Here is a 20564-nt window from a genome sequence, read left to right on the forward strand (position 1 = left end):
CGCGCGGGAGGCTCGCGCGATCCGGTAGGACAGCGACAGACTTCGGTATGCCGACCGCTCCAATGACTGTGCGCGCGCTGTCTCGTGTTACCGCCCTGCTTGCCGCGCTCGTTCCCGCGGTCAGCAGGGCGCAGCATATGCCGCACGATCCCGCCGCCGACTCGGCCCGGTATCACCTTGGTACGATGGCCACGGGACTGCTTACCACGGCCAACCCGGCCCTGCTTGGGCGTCGCTACACCGAAGGCTACCTCACGCAGCCCAATGTCATGGGCGACGCGGCGTGGGGCGCGCTGCGCTTCACTGGCACGCTCAACTTCGAGGGGTACACGCTCCGCCGCGGGGAGCTCAATGCCGGCATGTACGGTGAGGGGTACGCCGACCGTCGCCATCCCCACACGCTGGTGCACGAAGCCATGCTGGCCGTGGCCACACCCGCGCGCGCCGGATTCCGCGCCACGCTAGCCGGCGGCAAAGGCTTCACGCCGTACGGCACCGACGACCCGATGATGCGGCCGTTCGTGAAGTATCCGGTCAATCACCATCACGCCCAGATCATCGAGCGCGTGCTCGTGATGGGTGCCGTGCAGGTCGCCCGTGGTGATCGCGCGATCACGCTCGAGCAGAGTTGGTTCAACGGCGACGAGCCAGTCGGACCGTTTACCGGTCCGCAGTGGTCACGCGTGGGCGATTCGCGCAGCACGCGCCTGACCGTCTCCCCGCTGCCCTCCCTCGAGGCCGGGGTCAGCTCGGCGTTCGTGCGGAGCCCCGGCCTCACGCAGGGCGGTGCCTTCGATCACCGGCAGCTGAGCTCCTCACTGCGATATGACGTACCCGCCAAGCGCTACGCCCTCCTCGAAATCGCCCGCACCGACGAATCGCTCGGCACGCAACGCGTGTTCCGCTTCGCGAGCGTGTTGGTGGAGTCGAGCATTGTGCATCGCGGCTGGGCGCTGTCGGCGCGCGCCGAGAACACGGATCGTCCGGAAAGTGAGCGACTGCTCGATCTCTTCCGTACGCCCAACGGCCACGTTGACTTTCAGCTGGTTGGCATCACCCGCTGGTCGATCGGCACCGTGCAACTCGCGGCGCCGGGCACGGGCATCCCGCGCCTGCGCGGTACGCACCTCACGCCGTTCGTCGAGGTCGCGCGCGCCCATGCCCGTGCGCAGCGCACCCCCGCCGTGTTCGTGCCAGCGGAGTTCTATGGATCCGATACCCAGTGGTCGCTTTCTATCGGGGCACGGGTACACGCGGGGACCATGCGTCGTCGCATGGGGCGCTACGTTTTCCCGACCGGTTCTTCTCCCGCCCACACGCATCCCACATGACGAGCACCCCCCCGCTTCACGTGATCCGATCGGCGCTGGCGACCACAATCACCGCGCTGGTGTTGACCGCGTGCGGCGGCAGCGAGAGCGCACCGACGCAGCTGACGCCGCCCCGCGATACCGTCGCCACCGTGCCCACCGGGCCGGTGGTTCTCACCCATCTCGGCCAGGGCACGGCGCCCGAGCGATACAGTGCCGAAGTGTGGGTGCGCGGCACCACGGCGTACACGACCACATGGGGCACGCGGGCCGGGGCACGCGGCAATGCCGTCAAAATCTGGGACGTGAGCGCCAATCAGCCGCGGCTGTTGGACAGCGTGATCGTGGCCAACGCCACCACCACCGGCGACGTGCAGGTGAGCGACGACGGCAGCATCATGCTGGTGGCCATCGAGTCAAACCCCAACGGCGGCGTGGCCATCTATTCGATGGCCGATCCGCGCGCTCCTCAGCTCATCACCCGCACCACCGGCGGCGAGTTGCAGTATGGCGTGCACACCGCCGAACTGGCCCGCGTGAACGGCGTGCTCTACGCCTTCTGCTCGATCGATCCGGCGAATGGTGTACCAGCACGATTGGTCGTGCTCGATCTCAGCACGCCGTCGGCGCCACGCACCGTCTGGTCGCAGCAAATGGGGACGCCGTATATCCACGACGTCTTCGTGCGCGACGGCCTGCTCTTCACGGCCGAGTGGAATGACGGCGTGGGGATTTGGGACATCGGCGCGCAGGGCGGCTCGGTCGCCGCGCCGCGCTTACTAGGCCGTGCTCGCACGGTGGGCGGCCAGGTGCACAACGTGTGGTGGGTGCAGGATCCCGTGACGTCGTCCAAGAAGTATCTGTTGGTGGGTCAGGAGGGGCCGGGAGCGATCGGCTCGTCGAGCGTGGGCGACGTGCACGTGGTGGATATCAGCAATCTCGCGGCACCAATCGAAGTCGCGGTGTACGGCGTGGCTGGTGCGGGCACTCACAACTTCTCGGTCGACGAGGCGCAGGGCCTCGCCTATGCTGCTTTCTACAATGGCGGCGTGCGGGTGCTCGACGTGCGGGGCGACCTCGCGACCTGCACAGCGTCGCAGAAGACGACCGACGGACGGTGCGATCTGGCCAAGATGTCGCGCGAGCGGGCCTCATACGTCGGCGCCGGCGGGGTGCCGGTCTACGTGTGGGGTGTTCACTGGTCGGCCAGCGGCTTGTTCGCGAGCGACATGCTGAATGGCCTCTGGCGGGCGGCGCCGGCCACGCGATAGCGCTGTTGGCGGTTCGCACCGATTGGCCCGTTTGCCCCTTCCCGCAGCGGCGCCATCCGGCGAAGCTTCCGGACCATGCGCCGGACCCTTTACCTCATCGGGGCGCTCCTCCTCGCCCACGTCGTCCTCCTGACCGTCCACCCCGCCGGGGCGACGGTCGCCGACACCTCCGAAGGTCTCGATGTCGGGATCGTCTTCGACGTCGGCGGTCGCGGCGACAAGTCGTTCAACGACGGCGCGTACCTGGGTGGCCTCCGTGCCGCCAAGGCGTTGGGCGCGCGCGTGCGCTACATCGAGCCGGGCGAAGGCTCCGATCGCGAAGCCGGCCTGCGACTGTTGGCCGCCGAAGGGATGGATCTCGTGGTGGCCGTCGGGTTCATCTTCACCGACGACATCAACGTACTGGCCAAGGAGTATCCGAACGTCAAATTCGCTGACGTCGACTACGCCGTGGCCACCGACAGCGTGGGCAACCCGCTGCCCATGCCGCCCAACCTCGTGGCGCTCAAGTTCCGCGAGGAACAAGGCTCGTTCCTGGTCGGTGCCCTCGCGGCACTCGTCGGCAAATCCAAGAAAGTGGGCTTTGTCGGCGGCATGGACATCGCGCTCATTCACAAGTTCGAAGCGGGCTACCGGGCCGGTGTGCAGCACGTCTGCCCCGACTGCGAGGTGATCGTGAACTACGCCGGCGTCACGCCGGAAGCCTTTCGCAATCCGGGACGCGGCAAGGAGATGGCGCTGGCGATGTACAACCAGGGCGTGAACGTGATCTTCCACGCCTCGGGCTCCACCGGACTCGGTGTGTTCGAAGCCGCGCGCACTACTGGCAAGTTCGGCATCGGCGTCGATGCCGATCAGTACAGCGAAGCGCCCGGCCACGTGCTCACGTCGATGGTGAAGGGAATCGACGAATCCGTCTTCCAGGCAGCCAAGGCGGTGAAGGACGGCACCTTCAAGGGCGGCATTCAGCAGTTCGGTCTCGCCGAAAACGGCGTCGGCTACGTGTACGACGCTAACAACAAGATGCTGATTCCCGACGCCGTGCGGGCGACACTCGATGCGCTCACCGCCGACATCGTGGCCGGGCGCATCAAGGTGCCAAGCACGCGACCGGGCACGAAATGACCATGAGTGCATCGGACACGATGGCCATTCGCATGACGGGCGTCGTAAAGACATTCGGCGCCGTGGTCGCCAACCGTGATGCGTTCCTCGACGTCGCGAAGGGCGAGATTCACGCCCTCGTCGGCGAGAATGGCGCGGGCAAAAGCACACTGATGCGCGTACTGGCTGGCATGTACGCACCCGATGCTGGCGCCGTGCTCGTAGACGGCAGGGATGTCACGGGCTGGAAGACGCAGGACGCGATCGCCGCGGGCGTCGGCATGGTGCATCAGCACTTCATGCTCGTGCCGACGCTTACTGTGGCCGAGAACGTGATTCTGGGCATGGAGCCGCGCAAAGGGATGCAGGTGGATCTGCATCGTGCGGTCATCGAGGTGGAATCGCTGTGCAAGAAGTGTGGTCTGCACGTCGACGCGAAAGCGAAGGTGGCCGATCTGTCGGTCGGTGAAGCGCAACGCGTCGAGATTCTGAAAGCGCTGTATCGCGGCGCGAAGATTCTCATTCTCGACGAACCCACGGCGGTGCTGTCGCCGCCCGAAGTGCGCGACCTGTGGACGGTGCTTCGCGCGCTCAAGGCCGACGGTGGTACGGTGGTGCTGATCACGCACAAACTGGACGAAGTGATCGCGGTGTCCGACTCGATCACCGTGATGCGTGGCGGCATGACGATGTCACGCTTCGCGACCGAAGGCACGACGCCACGCGACATTGCGCGCGCGATGGTGGGCCGCGATGTGCAGTTGCATCTCGACGCGCAGGGCGACGCCGACTCGTGGGTCGCACCCGCATCCGTCGAATCATCGGCCGCGCCGGTGCTTCGCGTGACGAATGTGTCGGTGATGTCGGACCGCGGTACGCGCGCGGTGAACGAACTCAGTTTCGAGATCCGCCCCGGCGAAATTCTCGGCATCGCCGGCGTGGAAGGCAACGGCCAGACGGAGCTGCTCGAAGCGATCGCCGGACTGCGCCACGTGCAATCGGGGCGCGTACAGCTCGCGTCACATGATTTCGGCACGCGCTCGGTGCGCGAGCGGGCCGATCTCGGCCTGTCGCACATTCCCGAAGACCGGCATCGCCGCGGTCTGATTCTCGACTACAGCATCGCCGAGAATCTCATTCTCGGTCGTCAGCACCATTTTGGATCGTTCGGCGCCCTCGACACGGCGCGGATTGACACGAACGCCGCCGAACAGGTGCAGCGGTTCGACATCCGTCCGGCGATGCCATCGTTGCCGGCGCGCGCGTTGTCTGGCGGCAATCAGCAGAAGATCGTGATCGCGCGAGAGATGGGCCGCGAGTTCAGCGTGTTGCTCGCGGCGCAGCCCACGCGTGGCGTCGACGTGGGTGCGATCGAATTCATTCATGCGCAGCTGCGCGCGGCGCGCGATGCCGGCAAGGGCATCTTGCTGGTGAGCGCCGATCTACCGGAAGTGCTCGCGCTGTCCGATCGCATTGCGGTGATGTACGGGGGACGGTTCGTGACCGTGTTGCCGGCCGCGCAGTGCACGGCCGAACAGCTGGGTCCTTACATGACGGGAGCGGCGGTATGAGTACCGGACCGGCAACGCCGCCGCGCGAACAACAGCGGGACATGCAGAGCACCGGCGAAGTGCGCGCGATGGCGGAGATGCCGGCGCGCGCAGGTATTGGGCTGGCGGGTGGTTTTCTGCCGCCGTTGGTGGCACTGGCTATTGCGGCGGTGGTGGGCGACCTGCTCATCCTCAGCTTTGGTGAAGCGCCGAGTACCGTGTTCCGGTTGCTGGTCGAAGGCACGTGGGGCAACGCCTACGGCATCGGGCAGGTGCTGTACAAGACCACGACGCTCGCCTGCACCGGTCTCGCGTTCGCCTTGGCGGGGCGCGCGGGGTTGTTCAACGTCGGCGCCGAAGGACAGCTCGCCGCCGGTGGATTCGGGGCGGCACTGCTGGGCATGCTGCTGCCGGCGGGCACTCCCGCGCTGGTGGCCGTGCCGCTCTGCTTGCTGGCCGCCATGCTGGTGGGCGCCGGAGTCGGCGCTGTGCCGGGTGCGCTGCGCGCGAAGTTCGGTGCCAGCGAAGTGATCGTGACGATCATGCTCAACTTCATCGCGCTGGCGTTCCTGAACTGGATCGTGTCATCCAAGCTGCACGTGCCGGAAACGTTGCATACGCCGCCGATCGTGGCTGGCATGATGCCGCGATTCGCCGACAGCTTCGCGGCGTTCCGCGGCAGTGCCGCGAACTTTACGATCGTGTTCGCCGTGCTCGCCGCTGTGGCGAGCTGGTGGTACCTGTTCCGCACGCGGGCCGGCTATGAGCTGCGCGCGGTGGGCTTGCAGCCCGATGCCGCCGAATACGGCGGCGTGCGCGTGCCGCGCGTGCTGCTGGTCACGATGTGCCTATCGGGCGCCCTCGCCGGATTGGGCGGCATGAACTTCGTGCTCGGCTACAAGGGCTATTACGAGGAAGGCTTCGCTGGCGGTGCGGGCTTCCTCGGCATTGCAGTCGCCTTGGTGGGGCGCAATCATCCCTTCGGCATTCTCGGTGCCGCGCTGCTGTTCGCCACGCTATCGCAGGGCGGGCTCGCCGTGAATGCCATCGTGCCGAAGCAGCTCACCGACATTCTCACGGCGGTGGTAATTCTCGCCGTCGCGACGGCGGTGCCGGAAGTGCAGAAGCAACTGCGTGCGGCGGCGGCCAACGTGACCGCCGCGTTCTACCGCGATGCGCGGAAAGGGGTGTCATGATTCTGCTCACCTTCCTGCTGCAGACCATTCGCATTGCGATTCCGTATCTGCTGGCAGCGGCCGGCGGTGTGATGTCGGAGCGCGTAGGCATCATCGCGCTCGGTCTCGAAGGGATGATGCTGGCCGGTGCGTTCGGCGCGGCTCTCGGGAGCTACTACGGCGGCAATCCGTGGGCCGGCTTGGCAGGCGCGCTGGTGGCCGGAGCCATGGTCACGGCCGTGCTGGCGGTGGCGACGCTGCGCTACAAGGCCAATCAGGTGGTCGTCGGTGTGGCGATCAACCTGTTGGTGGTGGCGGCCACGCGCTTCTATCTGCGCCGCATCTTCGACAGTGCCAGCAACTCGCCGCGCGTGCCGGGCTTCGGCGGTGAAGGTGCTGGTGGCATGTTCGCGAGCTTCGTGAATCCGGTGGTGTGGATGGGGCTCGCCGCACTCCCCGTACTGGCGTGGGTGCTCTATCGCACACCATTCGGACTGCGTGCGCGCGCCGTGGGCGAGAAGCCCGAAGCGGCTGCCACGTTGGGCGTGGCGGTGACCAAATTGCGCTTGCAGGGACTGCTGATCGCCGGCTCGTTGGCGAGTCTGGGCGGTGCCTATCTCGCCCTCGACCAACACCAGTTTTCCGATAGCATGACGGCAGGCCGTGGCTTCATTGCGCTGGCCGCGGTGATCTTCGGACGCTGGGAGCCGGTGCGTGTAGCGGTGGCTTGTCTCCTGTTCGCCGGCGCCGAGACGCTGCAGATTCAGCTGCAGGGCTCGCAGATGATACCCAGTCAGTTCGTGGAGATGATTCCCTACGTGTTAACGATTGTTGCCCTGGCCGGTGTAGTCGGACGCAGCGTCGCACCTGCCGCGCTCGGAAAAACAGAGTGACGACCCCCCACACCGACGAGCATCCGATCGACGGCGGCAAGACCGCGTTCGGCAAACTCACGGTGTTGATGGTGACGGCGTTCATCGACATGCTCGGCTTGTTGATGATTCTGCCGTTGCTGCCGTTTTATGCGAAGAGCCTCGGTGCCGGCGGGTTCGTTGTCGGGCTACTGGTCAGTTCGTTCAGCGTGGCGCAGCTGCTCAGCGCGCCGTTGTGGGGCCGCTTCAGCGACAAGCATGGTCGCCGTCCGGCGCTGATCGTGGGACTCGCGTCGAGCGCCGTCGCGTACGCGGTATTCGCCTATGCCGACTCGCTGTGGCTGCTGCTGTTGTCGCGCATCGTCCAGGGCGCGGGCGGTGGCACGGTGAGTGTGATTCAGGCGTACGTGGCCGATGCCACGCGTCCGGAAGATCGTGCGAAGAGCCTCGGCTGGCTCTCGGCCGCCACGAACGCCGGTGTCGCACTGGGCCCGGTGATCGGTAGCTGGGTGCAGCACTGGGGCCCGCACACGCCGGGACTCATGGCGGCGGGCTTGTGCCTCATCAACATCGTCTTCGCGTCGAAGTACCTCACCGAAGTCCGGAAGCCGGCGGCTCTCAACGCCGACGGCTCGAAGCCTATCCGCAAAGGCTCGCGTGAAGCCGTGCTGCGTGTGATCACGCACCCCAGCGAACCGGCCTCGCGGCTAGTGCTGATCTACGCCATCGCGATCGGCGCCTTTCAGGGCACGACCGCCATTCTCGCGCTCTTCCTCGCCGCGCGCTTCGGTGTCACGGCCGATACGATCGGCTACTTCTTCATGTACATCGGCGTGTTGAGCGTCGTGGTGCGCGCGCTATTCCTGGGCAAGATCGTCGACCACTTCGGCGAAGCACGCTTGAGCCGGTATGGCGTGGTGTTCCTCGCCGTCGGACTGATCGGCCTCTCGTTCGCACGCGACTACGTCACGCTGGCCTTGGCCGTCGGCATGCTGCCGCTGGGTACCGCGTTCACGTTCCCGTGTGTCACCGCGATGCTGTCGCGCGTCGTCGCGGGATCGGAGCGCGGTTTGTACATGGGCGTGCAGCAGACGTACGGCGGGATCACGCGGGTCGGATTCCCGATTCTGCTCGGGTTTGCGTTCGATACGTTCGGGATGCAGAGCCCGTTCTGGATCAGTGCGACGCTGGTGATGGCGACACTGCTGCTGGGACGGGATATGGAGTTGTATGCGCCGAGGGTGGTGAAGGCTACTTAGGGCCGTGGGCTCTCGGCTCTCGGCTCTCGGCTCTCGAGGCTTGGGGCTGACAAGCTGACGGCTATCTGCCGTGGGCCATGAGCCGTGGGCCTTGGGCAGCACAGCGCCGGATCAAGTGCGTCAGGCGGATTGCCCATGGCCCACGGCTCATGGCAGACAGCCGATAGCAGAAAGCCCCAAGCCTCGAGAGCCCACAGCCGCTTTGCTTCGTCGTAGTTCCACTCCGAAACCGGTGCACTTTCGCGATGCGTTTTGCGCTTCTCCTCGCCGTTCTTGCGGCCACCACTGCCTCCGCGCAGTCCCCTCGCCCGCTCCGCAGCGCCGACATCTACCGCCTGCGCGATGTCGGCGCCGCTCGCATCTCCCCCGATGGCGCCTGGATCGCGTACACCGTCACCACCGTCGACTCGGCCAAGGACAAGAGCGACAGCGATGTGTGGATGGTGAACTACGAAGGCACTCGCACCATCCGTATGACCAGCTCTCCAGAAGGCGAAAGCAATCCGCGATGGAGCCCGGACAATCGCTATCTGAGCTTCGTCTCCGGTCGCTACGAGTCGAAAGGCGGTCAGGTGTGGTTACTCGACCGCTCCGGCGGTGACGCCGTGCGCCTCACCGATCTCAAAGGCGGAGTGGGCGAGTACGAGTGGTCACCCGACGGTTCGCGGCTCGCGGTGGTATCGCACGATCCCGATCCCGAAGACGCCAAGCCCGATTCACTGAAGACGAAGAATCCGAAGCCGATCGTGCTCGATCGATACGCCTTCAAGCGCGATAACACCGGATATCTCGACCGCCTGCGCGATCATGTGTACATCGTGGATGTCACTACCAAGAAGGCGGTGCAGATCACGACCGGCGACTTCGACGACCAGTCGGTACGGTGGTCGCCCGATGGTAAGCGGCTGGTGTTCGTGAGCGAGCGCAGCGGCACCGATCCCGATCGCACGAACAACGCCGACATCTACGTCGTCGACGCCGTGGCCGGTGCGACGCCGCTCAAGCTCACCACGTGGAGCGGCCCTGATGCCAATCCGGTCTGGAGTCCCGATGGACAGTTCATCGCGTATCTCCAGGGCAGCGAGCCGCAGCTGTCGGCGTACACGCAGAATACGATTGCCGTGGTGCCGAGTGCCGGTGGAACGGCGCGACTGATCGCCGCGTCGCTCGATCGCGATGTGAACGGACTGTCGTGGAGTGGCGACGGCAAATTATTGCGCTTCCTACTGGGCGACGACCGCGCGGTGCATCTCGCCTCCGTGCCGGTGAGTGGCGGCACCGTGACGCGCGTGCTCGACGGACGGCGCGCCGTGACGTCGTATGATGCATCCACGACCGGCCGCGTCGTGGTGAACACCGCCACCGCCACGCGTTCGGGCGAGGTGTTCGCCTTTGAGAACGGTGCGCTGCGCGCGCTCACGCACGTGAACGATTCGATTTTTACCGCACTGGCGCTGGGCACCACCGAAGATGTGCAATTCAAGAACAAGGACGGGCTCACCGTGGGCGCGTTGCTGGTGAAGCCGGCCGGGTTCGATGCGAGCAAGAAGTATCCGCTCATGCTGCGCATTCACGGCGGCCCGAACGGACAGGACCAGCACGCGTTCTCGTTCGAGCGTGAACTGTTCGCGGCGAACGGCTACCTCGTGCTGGCGGTGAACTATCGCGGTAGCTCGGGACGTGGGCAGGCGTGGAAGAAGGCCATCTTCGCCGACTGGGGCAACAAGGAAGTGCAGGACTTGATGGCCGGTGTCGATCATGTGATCGGCATGGGCGTGGTCGACACCACGCGCATGGGGATTGGCGGCTGGAGCTACGGCGGCATCCTCACCGACTACACCATCGCCACCACCACGCGCTTCAAGGCCGCCACCAGCGGCGCCGGCAGCGCGTTGCAGACCACCATGTACGGCAGCGACCAGTACATCTATCAGTACGAAAACGAACTTGGCGCGCCGTGGAAGAATCCGAAGTTGTGGGAGAAGCTGTCGTATCCCTTCTGGCATGCGGACCGCATCACGACACCCACGATGTTCCTGGGCGGCGAGAAGGACTTCAACGTCCCCATCGCCGGCGGTGAGCAGATGTATCAGGCGCTCAAGTCACTGGGTGTGCCGAGCCAGATGATCGTGTACCCCGGGCAATTCCACGGCATCTCGCGGCCGAGCTTCGTGAAGGACCGGTATGACCGGTATGTGGGGTGGTACGCGAAGTATCTGATGGGCGTGACGCAGTAGGGGCGCGTCAGTGGGCCTGTCGGAAATTCTGTGTATGAGTCATAACCTTGTAGGACGGAGGTGGTTATGGCTCGACGGAAACGGGCGGCGGCGGAGCCGCTGCCCGCAGGGCTGACGCCCGAGATTCTCGACCAGTTGGTGGCGGGGGTGCAGACCTCCGCCGACGTCCAGCTGGTCTGGCGGCAGTTGCAGAAGGCGATGGCGGAGCGGGTGCTCAAGGCTGAGCTCACGCATCATTTGGGCTATCCCGAGGGCGGGGAGCGCGGGCCGGATGGCAATGCCCGCAATGGCTTTACCCCGAAGTCGTTGCTGACCGAGAGCGGGTCGATTGCGCTCGACATCCCGCGGGACCGCGACGGCAGTTTTGCGCCCCAGTTTGTGCCCAAGGGCGCCCGCCGCTTGCCGGGCTTCGACGAGACGGTGCTGATGCTGTACGCGCGCGGCTTGAGCACGCGCGAGCTCCAGGCGTTTCTCGAGGAGCGCTATCAGATCCCGGTCTCGCCCGACTTGATCAGCACGATCACGAGCGAGGTGCTGGCCGAAGTCGAGACGTGGCAGCAGCGGCCGCTCGAGTCGACGTACGTGGCCGTCGCCTTCGATGCGCTGCGCGTGAAGATCCGCGACGAAGGCGTCGTGCAAAACAAGGCGGTGTATCTCGCGCTCGGCGTGCAGCTGGATGGCACGAAGGAAGTGCTCGGCTTTTGGATCGCGCAAACCGAGGGCGCCGCCTTCTGGCACCGCGTGTTTCGCGAGCTGCAGGGCCGTGGCGTGGCCGATATCCTGATCGCGCTGATCGATGGCCTGACGGGGCTCCCAGACGCGCTGCAGACGGTGTTTCCGCACACGGTGATTCATCAGTGCATCGTGCATCTCGTGCGTCAAAGCCTCCACTACGTGTCGTGGACCGAGCGGAAGCTCGTCGCGGCGGCGCTGCGGACGATCTACCACGCGCCCACCGAGGCGGCTGGGCGTCTCGCCTTGCAGCGCTTTGCGGAGAGTCCGCTTGGGCAGCGCCACGCAGCGATCGTCGCCATCTGGGAGCGGCACTGGGAGCGCATCGCGCCGGCCCTCGCCTACCCACTGGAAATCCGCCGCGTGCTCTACACCACGAATGCGATCGAGAGCCTGAACATGCAGATTCGCAAAGTGATCAAGACCCGCGGCCACTTCCCGAGTGATGAAGCGGCCGGCAAGCTGCTCTATCTCGCGCTGCGCAACATCGGCAAGAAGTGGAAGGCCAAGCCCGACAAGTACTGGCGCGCGGCCTTCCCACATCTCAAGCTCCTCTTCGGCGACCGACTCGTGGCGACGTCGTGACCCGATGCTCACGACTCATACACAGAATTCCTGACAGGTCCACGTCAGTCAAGCGATTTCATTCCTACCGCCCCCGCGCCCCCCGCACCCACGCCGTCACCACCATCAGCCCACCGATCACCCCGAGTCCCACCAGCGCCCCCGCCGTCCCCTTCAGCGCCGCCCCGCGAATCGCGAAGAGGAACGCTGCCACACTTGCCGCACCGAGCAGCCAGCCGGCCCGCTCCAGGCGCGACCAGGTGCGCACGACCGGCCGCGACTTCTCCGTGATCAGCACCGCGCGCCACCGCGGCCAGTCCCAGGCCAGCAGCCACAGGTTCGCCAGCAGCATGGGAAGTGTGACCATCGGCGTCCCCTTGAACTCGATGGCGAGGGTGATCACCACGACGTTCACCAGAATGGGCAGGAACAGCACCGCGCCGTAGAAGGCGGTCGCCGGAATCAGCAGCAGCAAACCAGCGACCACCTGCGACAGCCCGAGAAACCGCCAATAGGCGCCGGTCTGATACATCGCTTCGAAGAACGCTCCAACGGACGTGTTCACGCCCAATGAGGTGAACCGTTCGCCCATCAGCTTCACGCTGCCGGTGGGAATGAACGCCACCGCCAGCAGAATGCGACTCATCAGCGTCAAGCGCGCGGCGGCGGGGTGCTGCATCACGCGCGCGTTCAACGCGTCGAGCGGTCGGAGGGACTCTTCGGTGGGCATGCGCCATACTACGGGATCAGGGCACGCAGGATTCGCGACGCGAGCTGCCCTACCCTCACGCCCTGCCCTCACGCCCTGCCCTCACGCGCACTACCATCTCGGCATGCCGACTCCCCGCGAATCCCATCTCCTCCGCCGCACGCTTGCGATCCTCGCTGCCTTCGTCGCGCTCGGCGCCTGCCATCGCGCGCCGTCCGCCGACATAGCAGCCACCGCGCCGTCACCGGTCGCCGCCCGCGCACTGTTGCTCGACCCCGCCAACGCCGAGTTCACACGCCCGGCCCCACCGATCTCCCGTCTCCGCTTCGAGACATCCAAAGGCGTGTTCGTGCTCGAACTGCATCGCGACTGGGGACCGCTCGGCGCCGACCGGCTCTACAATCTCGCGCGGATCGGCTACTTCACCGACACCCGCTTCCACCGCGTGCGCGCCGCCTACATCGCGCAGTGGGGACTGCACGGCGACTCGGCGGTGAACGCCGCGTGGAAGGGTCGCTATCTGCGCGACGACCCGCCCCGCTCGCGAAACACACGCGGCACATTCGCCTTTTCGTACGAGAGTCCGGGTCGCGAGAACACCCGCAATACGCAGATCTACGTGAACCTCGCCGACAATCCGCGCAACGACGCCGAGCCGTTTACGGTGCTCGGCACCGTGGTGGAAGGCTTGTCGGTGCTCGACAGTCTCTACAGCGGCTACGGCGAAGACTCCGGCAGCGGCGTGCGACAAGGCAAGCAGGGACCGCTCGAGCGTGGAGGCAATGCGTACATGGATCGCGAATTCCCCAAACTCGATCGCATTCTTCGTGTCACGATCTCCAAGCCGTAGTTCCACTCCGTAATTTCACGCCGTCATTCAGCTCGAAATCACAATGACCACTGCATCGCATCTCGTGACCGTGTGGAATCCGGCCTATGCCACCGACCCGCTCGAGGCGCATCTGCGCGTGCTGCTCGACTGGGACGCGCGAGTCGGTGCCGCCAACGACGACGACGTGTACGTGTGGTGGGGCAAGGTGAAGTCGGGGCAACGGCAGCAGCCGATGCCGCATCTGGCGGACGTGCTCGCCCTCGAAGGCACGGTAGGCGAGGACGCCGAAGTGCATTTGTATCTCACCGACTACCGTTCGCTGTACGTCGCCGACGTGCACATGGTGAGCGCCGACGATCCCCGCACGAACGACAGCGCCCATGTGCCGGAGTACTACAGCAAACAGCAACTCACCTGCGATTGCTGGTTCCTGCTTCGCGACATCAGGGCACTGGTGCGCGACGACCTCGAAGGGGTCACGGCAGCGCTCGCCCAGCTGCGCAATGCGCGCTACGCCGATCGCCCGGTGTCGATCTACGGCGGCATGGTGGACTTGCCGTTGCTGGTATCCCGTCCCGATGGCCGCCGCTTCTTCGACGAGGCCGAACGCGCGCTACTGGCCAACGGACAGCGCTGGGCACGCTTCGACACCGAGCAGGGTGGCGTTGGCGCCTGGGCCGCCATTCTCCGCGCCGATCACTTCGGCGATCGCGCTTGGGCCGCCCTCGATGTAAGCGCGCAGCAGTTTCTCGCCACCGGTGAGCGCACCATGCGCGAATACCGTCGCGACCGCGGCGCCGATCTCTCGCCCGTGCTGGTGAGCTACGGCAAGGCGATCGAGGCGCAGGTGAACCAGTTGCTGCGGCGCGTCATGCGCACGGCCCCTCCTGCCACCCAGCGGGTCAAGATCGGTGACCATACCCGCATCCTCAGCGACGTGCTGCCCATCACCCTCGGCCAGCTTGGCTACATCCTCGGTGGCGAGCCGGCACTCGGTGACTACCTGCGCAGCGCGCTTACTGACGGCGCCTGGTTCACCGGCGCGTTCGCGGCCATCATCGACGAGTTCGCCGCCGCCCGGAATCCGGCCGCGCATGGTCAGACGGTGGAGCGCACCACGGTGGTGGCGTGGCGCAACCGACTGCTGGGGGTCGGCTGCGACTGTGTGATGGCCCGGCTCGCCCTCGTCACGGCGAAGTAGCCCGGCCGCACGGTCAATTACTTGATATTTGAAGTAATTGGCCGTAGCGTTGCATGGTGTCCTCTCAGGGAGCGAATGCCGTGAACGTGGTCGTGGTGGGTGGTGGACCGGGCGGGCTCTATGCCGCGCTGCTGATGAAGCGGCGAGACCCGCGCGCGCAGATCACCGTGATCGAGCGGCATCGGCCCGACGATACGTTTGGCTGGGGCGTCGTGCTCTCTGATCAGACCGTCGCCAATCTGCGTGCGGCCGATCCGCAAAGCGCCGACGAGATCGCCGCGGCCATGCATCGCTGGGATGACATCGCGATTCACTTCGCCGAACGCACTATGCGCTCGGGCGGTCACGGTTTCAGTGGCATCGGCCGCAAGAAGCTGCTCGCTATTCTGCAGCAGCGCTGCCGTGCACTGGGCGTGGTGTTGCGCTTCGAAACGGAGCTACCCCCCGAAGCGATCGAATCAGCGATCGTGGCCGAGCAGGGCGACCTGGTGATCGTGGCGGACGGCATCAACAGCCGCTTGCGCGAACGCTTCGCTAGCACGTACCGCCCCGACATCGATCTGCGTCGCTGCCGCTACATCTGGTTGGGCACGCCGAAGCGCTTCGACGCCTTCACCTTTGCCTTCAAGGAAACGCCGATCGGCTGGTTCCAGGCGCACGCGTATCAGTTCGACGGCGACACCAGCACGTTCATCGTGGAGACGCCGCAGGAGGTGTGGGAGCAGGCCGGTATCGCCGACATGTCCGACGGCGAGTCGATCGCCTTCTGCGAGTCACTGTTTGCCGACGTGCTGGGCGGGGAACCGCTCATGAGCAACGCCGCACATCTGCGCGGATCGGCGCAATGGATCCGCTTCCCGCGCGTCACGTGCGCCGAGTGGGTGCACTGGCTCGATACGGAGCGCGGCCGTATCCCGCTCGTCCTGCTGGGCGACTCGGCACACACCGCGCACTTCAGCATCGGCTCGGGCAGCAAACTCGCGCTCGAAGACGCTATTGCGCTCGACGTGCAGCTGGCGGCGCATGCGGGCGACATGAGCGCGGCACTGAGCCGCTATCAGGCCGAGCGGAGCGTGGAAGTGCTCAAGCTGCAAAATGCGGCGCGCAACTCTACGGAGTGGTTCGAGCATGTCGACCGCTACGCGACGCTGGCACCGGAACAGTTCGCGTACTCGCTGCTGACGCGCTCACAGCGCATCTCGCATGAAAACCTGCGTGTGCGCGACGCGGCCTATGTGGGCGCCTTCGAGCGTTGGTTCGCGCAGCAGTCGGGGATGGCTGTTGCGCCCGATAACGCTGCACCACCGGCGATCTTCACGCCGTTCACGGTACGTGGCGTCACGCTGCCCAATCGCATCGTCGTGAGCCCCATGGCGCAGTACTCGGCCACCAACGATGGCATGCCCACCGATTGGCACCTCGTGCATCTGGGCGCCCGCGCCACCGGTGGCGCCGGCCTCGTAATGACCGAGATGACCTGTGTGGCACCTGATGCGCGCATCACGCCCGTCTGCCCGGGGATGTGGAACGACGAGCAGCGCGACGTGTGGGCCCGCATCGTGCGCTTTGTGCATGAGCACACGCCAGCCAAGATCGGACTGCAGCTCGGCCATGCTGGAGCGAAGGGCGCAACCAAAACGATGTGGGACGGGATCGATCAACCGCTCGAGCATGGTGCTTGGCCGCTAATCGCCGCGTCGGAGCTGCAGTATCTCGATGGTATTTCGCAAACGGCCCGCGCGATGACGCGCGAGGACATGCTCCGGGTAACCGGTGAGTTCGTGCAGGCGGCGCAGCGTGGCGTGGCCGCTGGCTTCGACTGGCTGGAGTTGCATTTCGCGCACGGCTACCTCATGTCCGGTTTCCTCTCACCGCTCACCAACCATCGCACCGATGCCTACGGCGGTGATCGCGCAGGGCGCGCGAAATTTCCGTTAGAAGTATTCGCGGCGGTGCGCGCCGTGTGGCCGTCTGATCGGCCGATCTCCGTTCGCATTTCCGCGCATGACTGGGCGACGGGCGGCAACACCGACAACGATGCTGTGGACATCGCCAGACTGTTCCGGGACGCCGGCGCCGATATGATCGACGTCTCCGCCGGGCAGGTCGTGAAGCGCGAGCGCCCCGTGTACGGCCGTATGTGGCAGACGCCGTTCGCCGATCGCGTACGGCAGGAGGCCGGGATCGCCACGATCGCCGTGGGTGCGATCACCGACGCCGATCAAGCCAACGGCATCATTGCATCGGGACGCGCGGACCTCGTGGCCATCGGACGTCCGCACCTGGCGAATCCGGCATGGACGCTGATGGAAGCGGCGAAGTACGGATACGCCGGCGCGGTGTGGCCGGTGCAGTATCTGGCTGGCAAATCGCAGCTGGACCGTCTCATTGAACGCGAGCGCTCGATGCGCGCTGCGGCCGAGGGTGCACCGCCCACCGGAGAGCTCACATGAACCTGCATACGAGTGATTCGCTGCCGGCCTTGGCTGGCCGCCACGCGCTGGTGACCGGCGCAAACCGTGGCATCGGTGCGGCCATCGCCCGCTCGCTCTCCGCGGCCGGTGCGCACGTGTCGCTGTTGGTGCGCGACCCGGCGCGCGCGGAGGCGGTCGCTGCGTCATTGGCGGGACCGTACACCGTGGTCGTTGCCGATGTCACCGATCGCGAGGCGCTAACCGGAGCGTGTGCGGCGGCCGCCAAAGCCTTGGGGCCCGTGGACATTCTGGTCAACAACGCCGGCACGGCCGAGTCGGCGCCGTTTCTTAAGAGCGATGCGGCGCTGTTCGACCGCATGATCGCAATGCATCTGATGGCGCCCGTATACGCCTCGCAGGAAGTGTTACCGGGCATGATCGAACGCGGCTTCGGACACATCGTGAATGTGGCCAGCGTAGCCGGTCTCATGGGCGCGCCGTACGTCACGGCGTACACGGCCGCCAAACATGCGATGATCGGATTCACGCGTTCACTCGCGCTGGAAGTCGGACCGCGTGGTGTGGCGGTGAATGCCGTCTGCCCGGCGTATACCGACACCGATCTCGTGACCGGTGCCGTCGAGCGGATCGTGCAGCGCACGGGTCGTTCCGCCAGCGACGCGTTGCACTCGATTCTCTCCGACGCAGGGCAAACGCGCATCGTGACGTCGGAAGAGGTGGCCGATGCGGTGCTCGCGTTGTGCGCGGCACCGATCGGCGCTCCGGTAGGTCAAGCCATCGTGATCGATGGGCGTGCCGTCGACGGGAGTGCACCGGAGATTGGCGCGTGAGCAAGCCCGAACAAGAGTCGCTGCGCCTCTGGCTGCGCCTGTTCACCACGACCACGCTGGTGGAACGGCAGCTGGACAGCGCCCTCAAGCGCGAGTTCGGCTCTACGTTGCCGCGCTTCGACTTGCTTTCGCAGCTTGAGCGTGCGCCCGATGGTCTGCGCATGGGTGAACTCTCCGAGCGCATTCTCACCACCGGCGGCAACGTCACCTGGTTGGTGCGGGCACTCGAGGCCGACAAACTCGTCACGCGGCGCGTGTCGCCCACCGACAAGCGGGCCGCCATCGTGAGGCTCACCGCTGCCGGCAAACGCCACTTCGCCGCCATGGCGCAGGCTCATGAGGGCTGGATCGCCGATATCTTCGCCGCACTCTCTCCCGACGACCGGCGCGCGATGCATACGCGGCTTGGCGTCGTGAAGGATCGTGTTCGTTCTCCCAGGAGCAGCTCATGACCAATCCGATGTCGGCGATGCGGCACCTGTTCGCGACGCTCGAACCGCAACACTTCGCGTGGTCGACCGCCCACAACGGTCGCGTTGGTGTGATCACGCTGAATCGTCCGTCGCGGAAGAATCCGCTCACATTCGAATCGTACGCCGAGCTGCGTGACCTCTTTCGCGGACTGAGTTACGCGTCGGACATTCGCGCCATCGTCCTCACGGGCGCCGAGCACAATTTCTGCTCGGGTGGCGATGTATTCGATATCATCGAGCCGCTCACGCGCATGGCGATTCCCGAACTGTTGGCGTTCACGCGCATGACCGGTGATCTGGTCAAGGCCATGCGCGCCTGTCCGCAGCCGATCATTGCCGCCGTCGACGGCGTCTGCGCCGGCGCCGGTGCCATTCTGGCCATGGCCTCGGACATGCGCCTCGCGACGCCACAGGCACGCACGGCCTTTCTGTTCACGCGCGTGGGCCTTGCCGGCTGCGACATGGGCGCGTGTGCGCTGCTCCCGCGCATCATCGGCCAGGGGCGTGCGTCCGAGCTGTTGTACACCGGACGCGCGATGGACGCGACCGAGGGTGAGCGTTGGGGCTTCTACAACGCGCTGGTGGAGCGCGATGCGCTGCTGGCCGAAGCCATAAAGCGCGCCGGTGATCTCGCCAACGGACCGGCTTTCGCGCACAGCATGACCAAAACCATGCTCAGTCAGGAGTGGAACGTGTCGGTCGATCAGGCCATCGAGATGGAAGCGCAGGCGCAGGCGCTGTGTATGGGCACGCAGGACTTCCGCCGGGCGTTCGAAGCCTTCGCCTCCAAGCAGTCACCCGTGTTCGAGGGGAACTGATGATGCATGGCGCAACCGAGCATCTGGCCTGGCCGTTCTTCGACGACGCACATCGTACACTGGCCACGCAGGTCACCGACTGGACCGCGGCGCAGGGCACCGAGCCGCTTGCCAGTAGTGAGGCCGAGGTCGATGACGCCTGCCGCCACTGGGTGCGACGGTTGGGCGACGCTGGCTTCCTGCGCTACTGCGTGCCGGCACCATGGGGCGGCGCGCTCCCCGCACTCGACTCACGCGCGCTCTGCGTGCTACGCGAAGCCTTGGCCGCTCACGATGGACTCGCCGACTTCGCGTTCGCCATGCAGGGATTGGGGTCGGGTGCGATCACGCTGGGCGGCAGCGACGCCTTGCGAGCCGAGTGGCTGCCGCGCGTGGCTTCGGGCAGTGCGATTGCGGCATTCGCCCTCTCTGAACCCGATGCTGGCTCCGACGTGGCGGCGATGAGCATGCGGGCCACGCGCACCGATGCCGGCTGGCAGCTCGACGGCGCGAAGACGTGGATCTCCAATGGCGGCATCGCCGACTTCTACTGTGTGTTCGCTCGCAGCGGTGCCGATGCGACGGGATCCAAAGGGATCAGCGCCTTTTTCGTGCGCGCCGGCACGCCGGGCCTGCGTATTGCCGAGCGCATCACGGTGATGTCGCCGCATCCGCTCGCGCTGCTGACATTCGACCGCTGCATCGTGCCGCACGACGCGCTGCTGGGTGTCGAAGGCGAAGGCTTCTCGCTCGCGATGCGCACGCTCGACATTTTCCGCGTGTCGGTGGCCGCCGCCGCCACCGGCTTCGCACGGCGAGCCATGCACGAGGCGCTCACGCAAGCCGAATCACGCGCGATGTTCGGCGCCACACTGGGCGCGCAGCCGCTGGCGCAGGCGATTCTGGGTGACATGGCGACCGATCTCGATGCGGCGGCGCTCATGACGTATCGGGCGGCGTGGCATCGTGACACGCAGAGCAGCCGGAGCACCGGCGTGGCCGCGATGGCCAAGCTGGCCGGCACGGAGCTGGCGCAGCAGGTGATCGATCGAGCGTTGCAGCTCCACGGCGGCCGTGGTGTGCGCGTGGGCGAAGTGGTGGAGCGACTGTATCGTGATGTGCGGGCGCTGCGCATTTACGAAGGGGCCACCGAAGTGCAGCGGTTGCTCGTGGGCCGCGAAACGTTGAAGGCATACCGTCAGCGCTGAGACCA

At 66.0% G+C, this 20564-nt stretch carries 17 protein-coding genes; 16 read left to right on the top strand and 1 reads right to left on the bottom strand.

The window, feature by feature from the left end; translation table 11 throughout:
* The first annotated feature begins 47 nt into the window (after nt 1-47).
* The 9 genes from HKW67_RS12985 to HKW67_RS13025 all read left to right on the top strand — a co-directional run bounded on the left by HKW67_RS12985 (nt 48) and on the right by HKW67_RS13025 (nt 12095).
* A complete protein-coding gene (locus tag HKW67_RS12985) occupies nt 48-1331 on the top strand; it encodes a hypothetical protein (protein WP_171225785.1) in 1284 nt (427 codons plus the stop codon).
* Nucleotides 1328-2581: an LVIVD repeat-containing protein gene (locus HKW67_RS12990; RefSeq protein WP_171225786.1), complete on the top strand. Its 1254-nt coding sequence runs from the start codon at nt 1328-1330 to the stop codon at nt 2579-2581. The genes HKW67_RS12985 and HKW67_RS12990 overlap by 4 nt, the downstream gene beginning before the upstream one ends.
* Before the next feature lie 75 nt (nt 2582-2656).
* Complete coding sequence (locus tag HKW67_RS12995; protein WP_171225787.1) at nt 2657-3706, top strand: BMP family lipoprotein; 1050 nt, start codon at nt 2657-2659, stop codon at nt 3704-3706.
* Nucleotides 3707-3708: 2 nt separating this feature from the next.
* Nucleotides 3709-5256 carry an ABC transporter ATP-binding protein gene (locus HKW67_RS13000; RefSeq protein WP_171225788.1) on the top strand — a complete coding sequence of 516 codons (1548 nt, stop codon included), beginning with the start codon at nt 3709-3711 and terminating at the stop codon, nt 5254-5256.
* Nucleotides 5253-6431, top strand: coding sequence for an ABC transporter permease (locus HKW67_RS13005; RefSeq protein ID WP_230981018.1), 1179 nt, complete (start codon nt 5253-5255; stop codon nt 6429-6431). The genes HKW67_RS13000 and HKW67_RS13005 overlap by 4 nt, the downstream gene beginning before the upstream one ends.
* Entirely contained in the window at nt 6428-7303 is an 876-nt protein-coding gene (locus HKW67_RS13010; protein WP_171225789.1) for an ABC transporter permease, read from the top strand. The genes HKW67_RS13005 and HKW67_RS13010 overlap by 4 nt, the downstream gene beginning before the upstream one ends.
* A complete protein-coding gene (locus tag HKW67_RS13015; protein ID WP_171225790.1) occupies nt 7300-8541 on the top strand; it encodes an MFS transporter in 1242 nt (413 codons plus the stop codon). The genes HKW67_RS13010 and HKW67_RS13015 overlap by 4 nt, the downstream gene beginning before the upstream one ends.
* Before the next feature lie 245 nt (nt 8542-8786).
* On the top strand, nt 8787-10778 hold the full coding sequence (locus HKW67_RS13020) for a S9 family peptidase (protein ID WP_171225791.1): 1992 nt from the start codon (nt 8787-8789) through the stop codon (nt 10776-10778).
* A 66-nt stretch (nt 10779-10844) separates the two neighbouring features.
* Nucleotides 10845-12095, top strand: coding sequence for an IS256 family transposase (locus HKW67_RS13025; protein WP_171225792.1), 1251 nt, complete (start codon nt 10845-10847; stop codon nt 12093-12095).
* Between the two features lie 64 nt (nt 12096-12159).
* Here the strand turns inward: HKW67_RS13025 and HKW67_RS13030 are convergent, their stop codons facing one another.
* Nucleotides 12160-12804 carry a DoxX family protein gene (locus tag HKW67_RS13030; protein WP_171225793.1) on the bottom strand — a complete coding sequence of 215 codons (645 nt, stop codon included), beginning with the start codon at nt 12802-12804 and terminating at the stop codon, nt 12160-12162.
* Between the two features lie 103 nt (nt 12805-12907).
* Here HKW67_RS13030 and HKW67_RS13035 point away from each other — a divergent pair, with 103 nt between their 5' ends.
* The 7 genes from HKW67_RS13035 (at nt 12908) to HKW67_RS13065 (ending at nt 20559) form a co-directional block, all read left to right on the top strand.
* The gene (locus HKW67_RS13035; RefSeq protein WP_171225794.1) at nt 12908-13633 is read left to right on the top strand and encodes a peptidylprolyl isomerase; all 726 of its coding nucleotides are present in this window, start codon (nt 12908-12910) and stop codon (nt 13631-13633) included.
* 43 nt (nt 13634-13676) lie between these two features.
* Complete coding sequence (locus tag HKW67_RS13040) at nt 13677-14816, top strand: hypothetical protein (RefSeq protein ID WP_171225795.1); 1140 nt, start codon at nt 13677-13679, stop codon at nt 14814-14816.
* 80 nt (nt 14817-14896) lie between these two features.
* Nucleotides 14897-17269 carry a bifunctional salicylyl-CoA 5-hydroxylase/oxidoreductase gene (locus tag HKW67_RS13045; protein ID WP_171227661.1) on the top strand — a complete coding sequence of 791 codons (2373 nt, stop codon included), beginning with the start codon at nt 14897-14899 and terminating at the stop codon, nt 17267-17269.
* Nucleotides 17266-18081, top strand: coding sequence for an SDR family NAD(P)-dependent oxidoreductase (locus HKW67_RS13050; RefSeq protein WP_171225796.1), 816 nt, complete (start codon nt 17266-17268; stop codon nt 18079-18081). The genes HKW67_RS13045 and HKW67_RS13050 overlap by 4 nt, the downstream gene beginning before the upstream one ends.
* Nucleotides 18078-18533 carry a MarR family winged helix-turn-helix transcriptional regulator gene (locus HKW67_RS13055; RefSeq protein WP_171225797.1) on the top strand — a complete coding sequence of 152 codons (456 nt, stop codon included), beginning with the start codon at nt 18078-18080 and terminating at the stop codon, nt 18531-18533. The genes HKW67_RS13050 and HKW67_RS13055 overlap by 4 nt, the downstream gene beginning before the upstream one ends.
* Nucleotides 18530-19372, top strand: a complete 843-nt coding sequence (locus HKW67_RS13060; RefSeq protein ID WP_171225798.1) for an enoyl-CoA hydratase family protein — start codon at nt 18530-18532, stop codon at nt 19370-19372. The genes HKW67_RS13055 and HKW67_RS13060 overlap by 4 nt, the downstream gene beginning before the upstream one ends.
* Complete coding sequence (locus HKW67_RS13065; RefSeq protein ID WP_230981020.1) at nt 19372-20559, top strand: acyl-CoA dehydrogenase family protein; 1188 nt, start codon at nt 19372-19374, stop codon at nt 20557-20559. The genes HKW67_RS13060 and HKW67_RS13065 overlap by 1 nt, the downstream gene beginning before the upstream one ends.
* Nucleotides 20560-20564 lie beyond the last annotated feature (5 nt).

Source organism: Gemmatimonas groenlandica (assembly GCF_013004105.1).
GTDB lineage: Bacteria > Gemmatimonadota > Gemmatimonadetes > Gemmatimonadales > Gemmatimonadaceae > Gemmatimonas > Gemmatimonas groenlandica.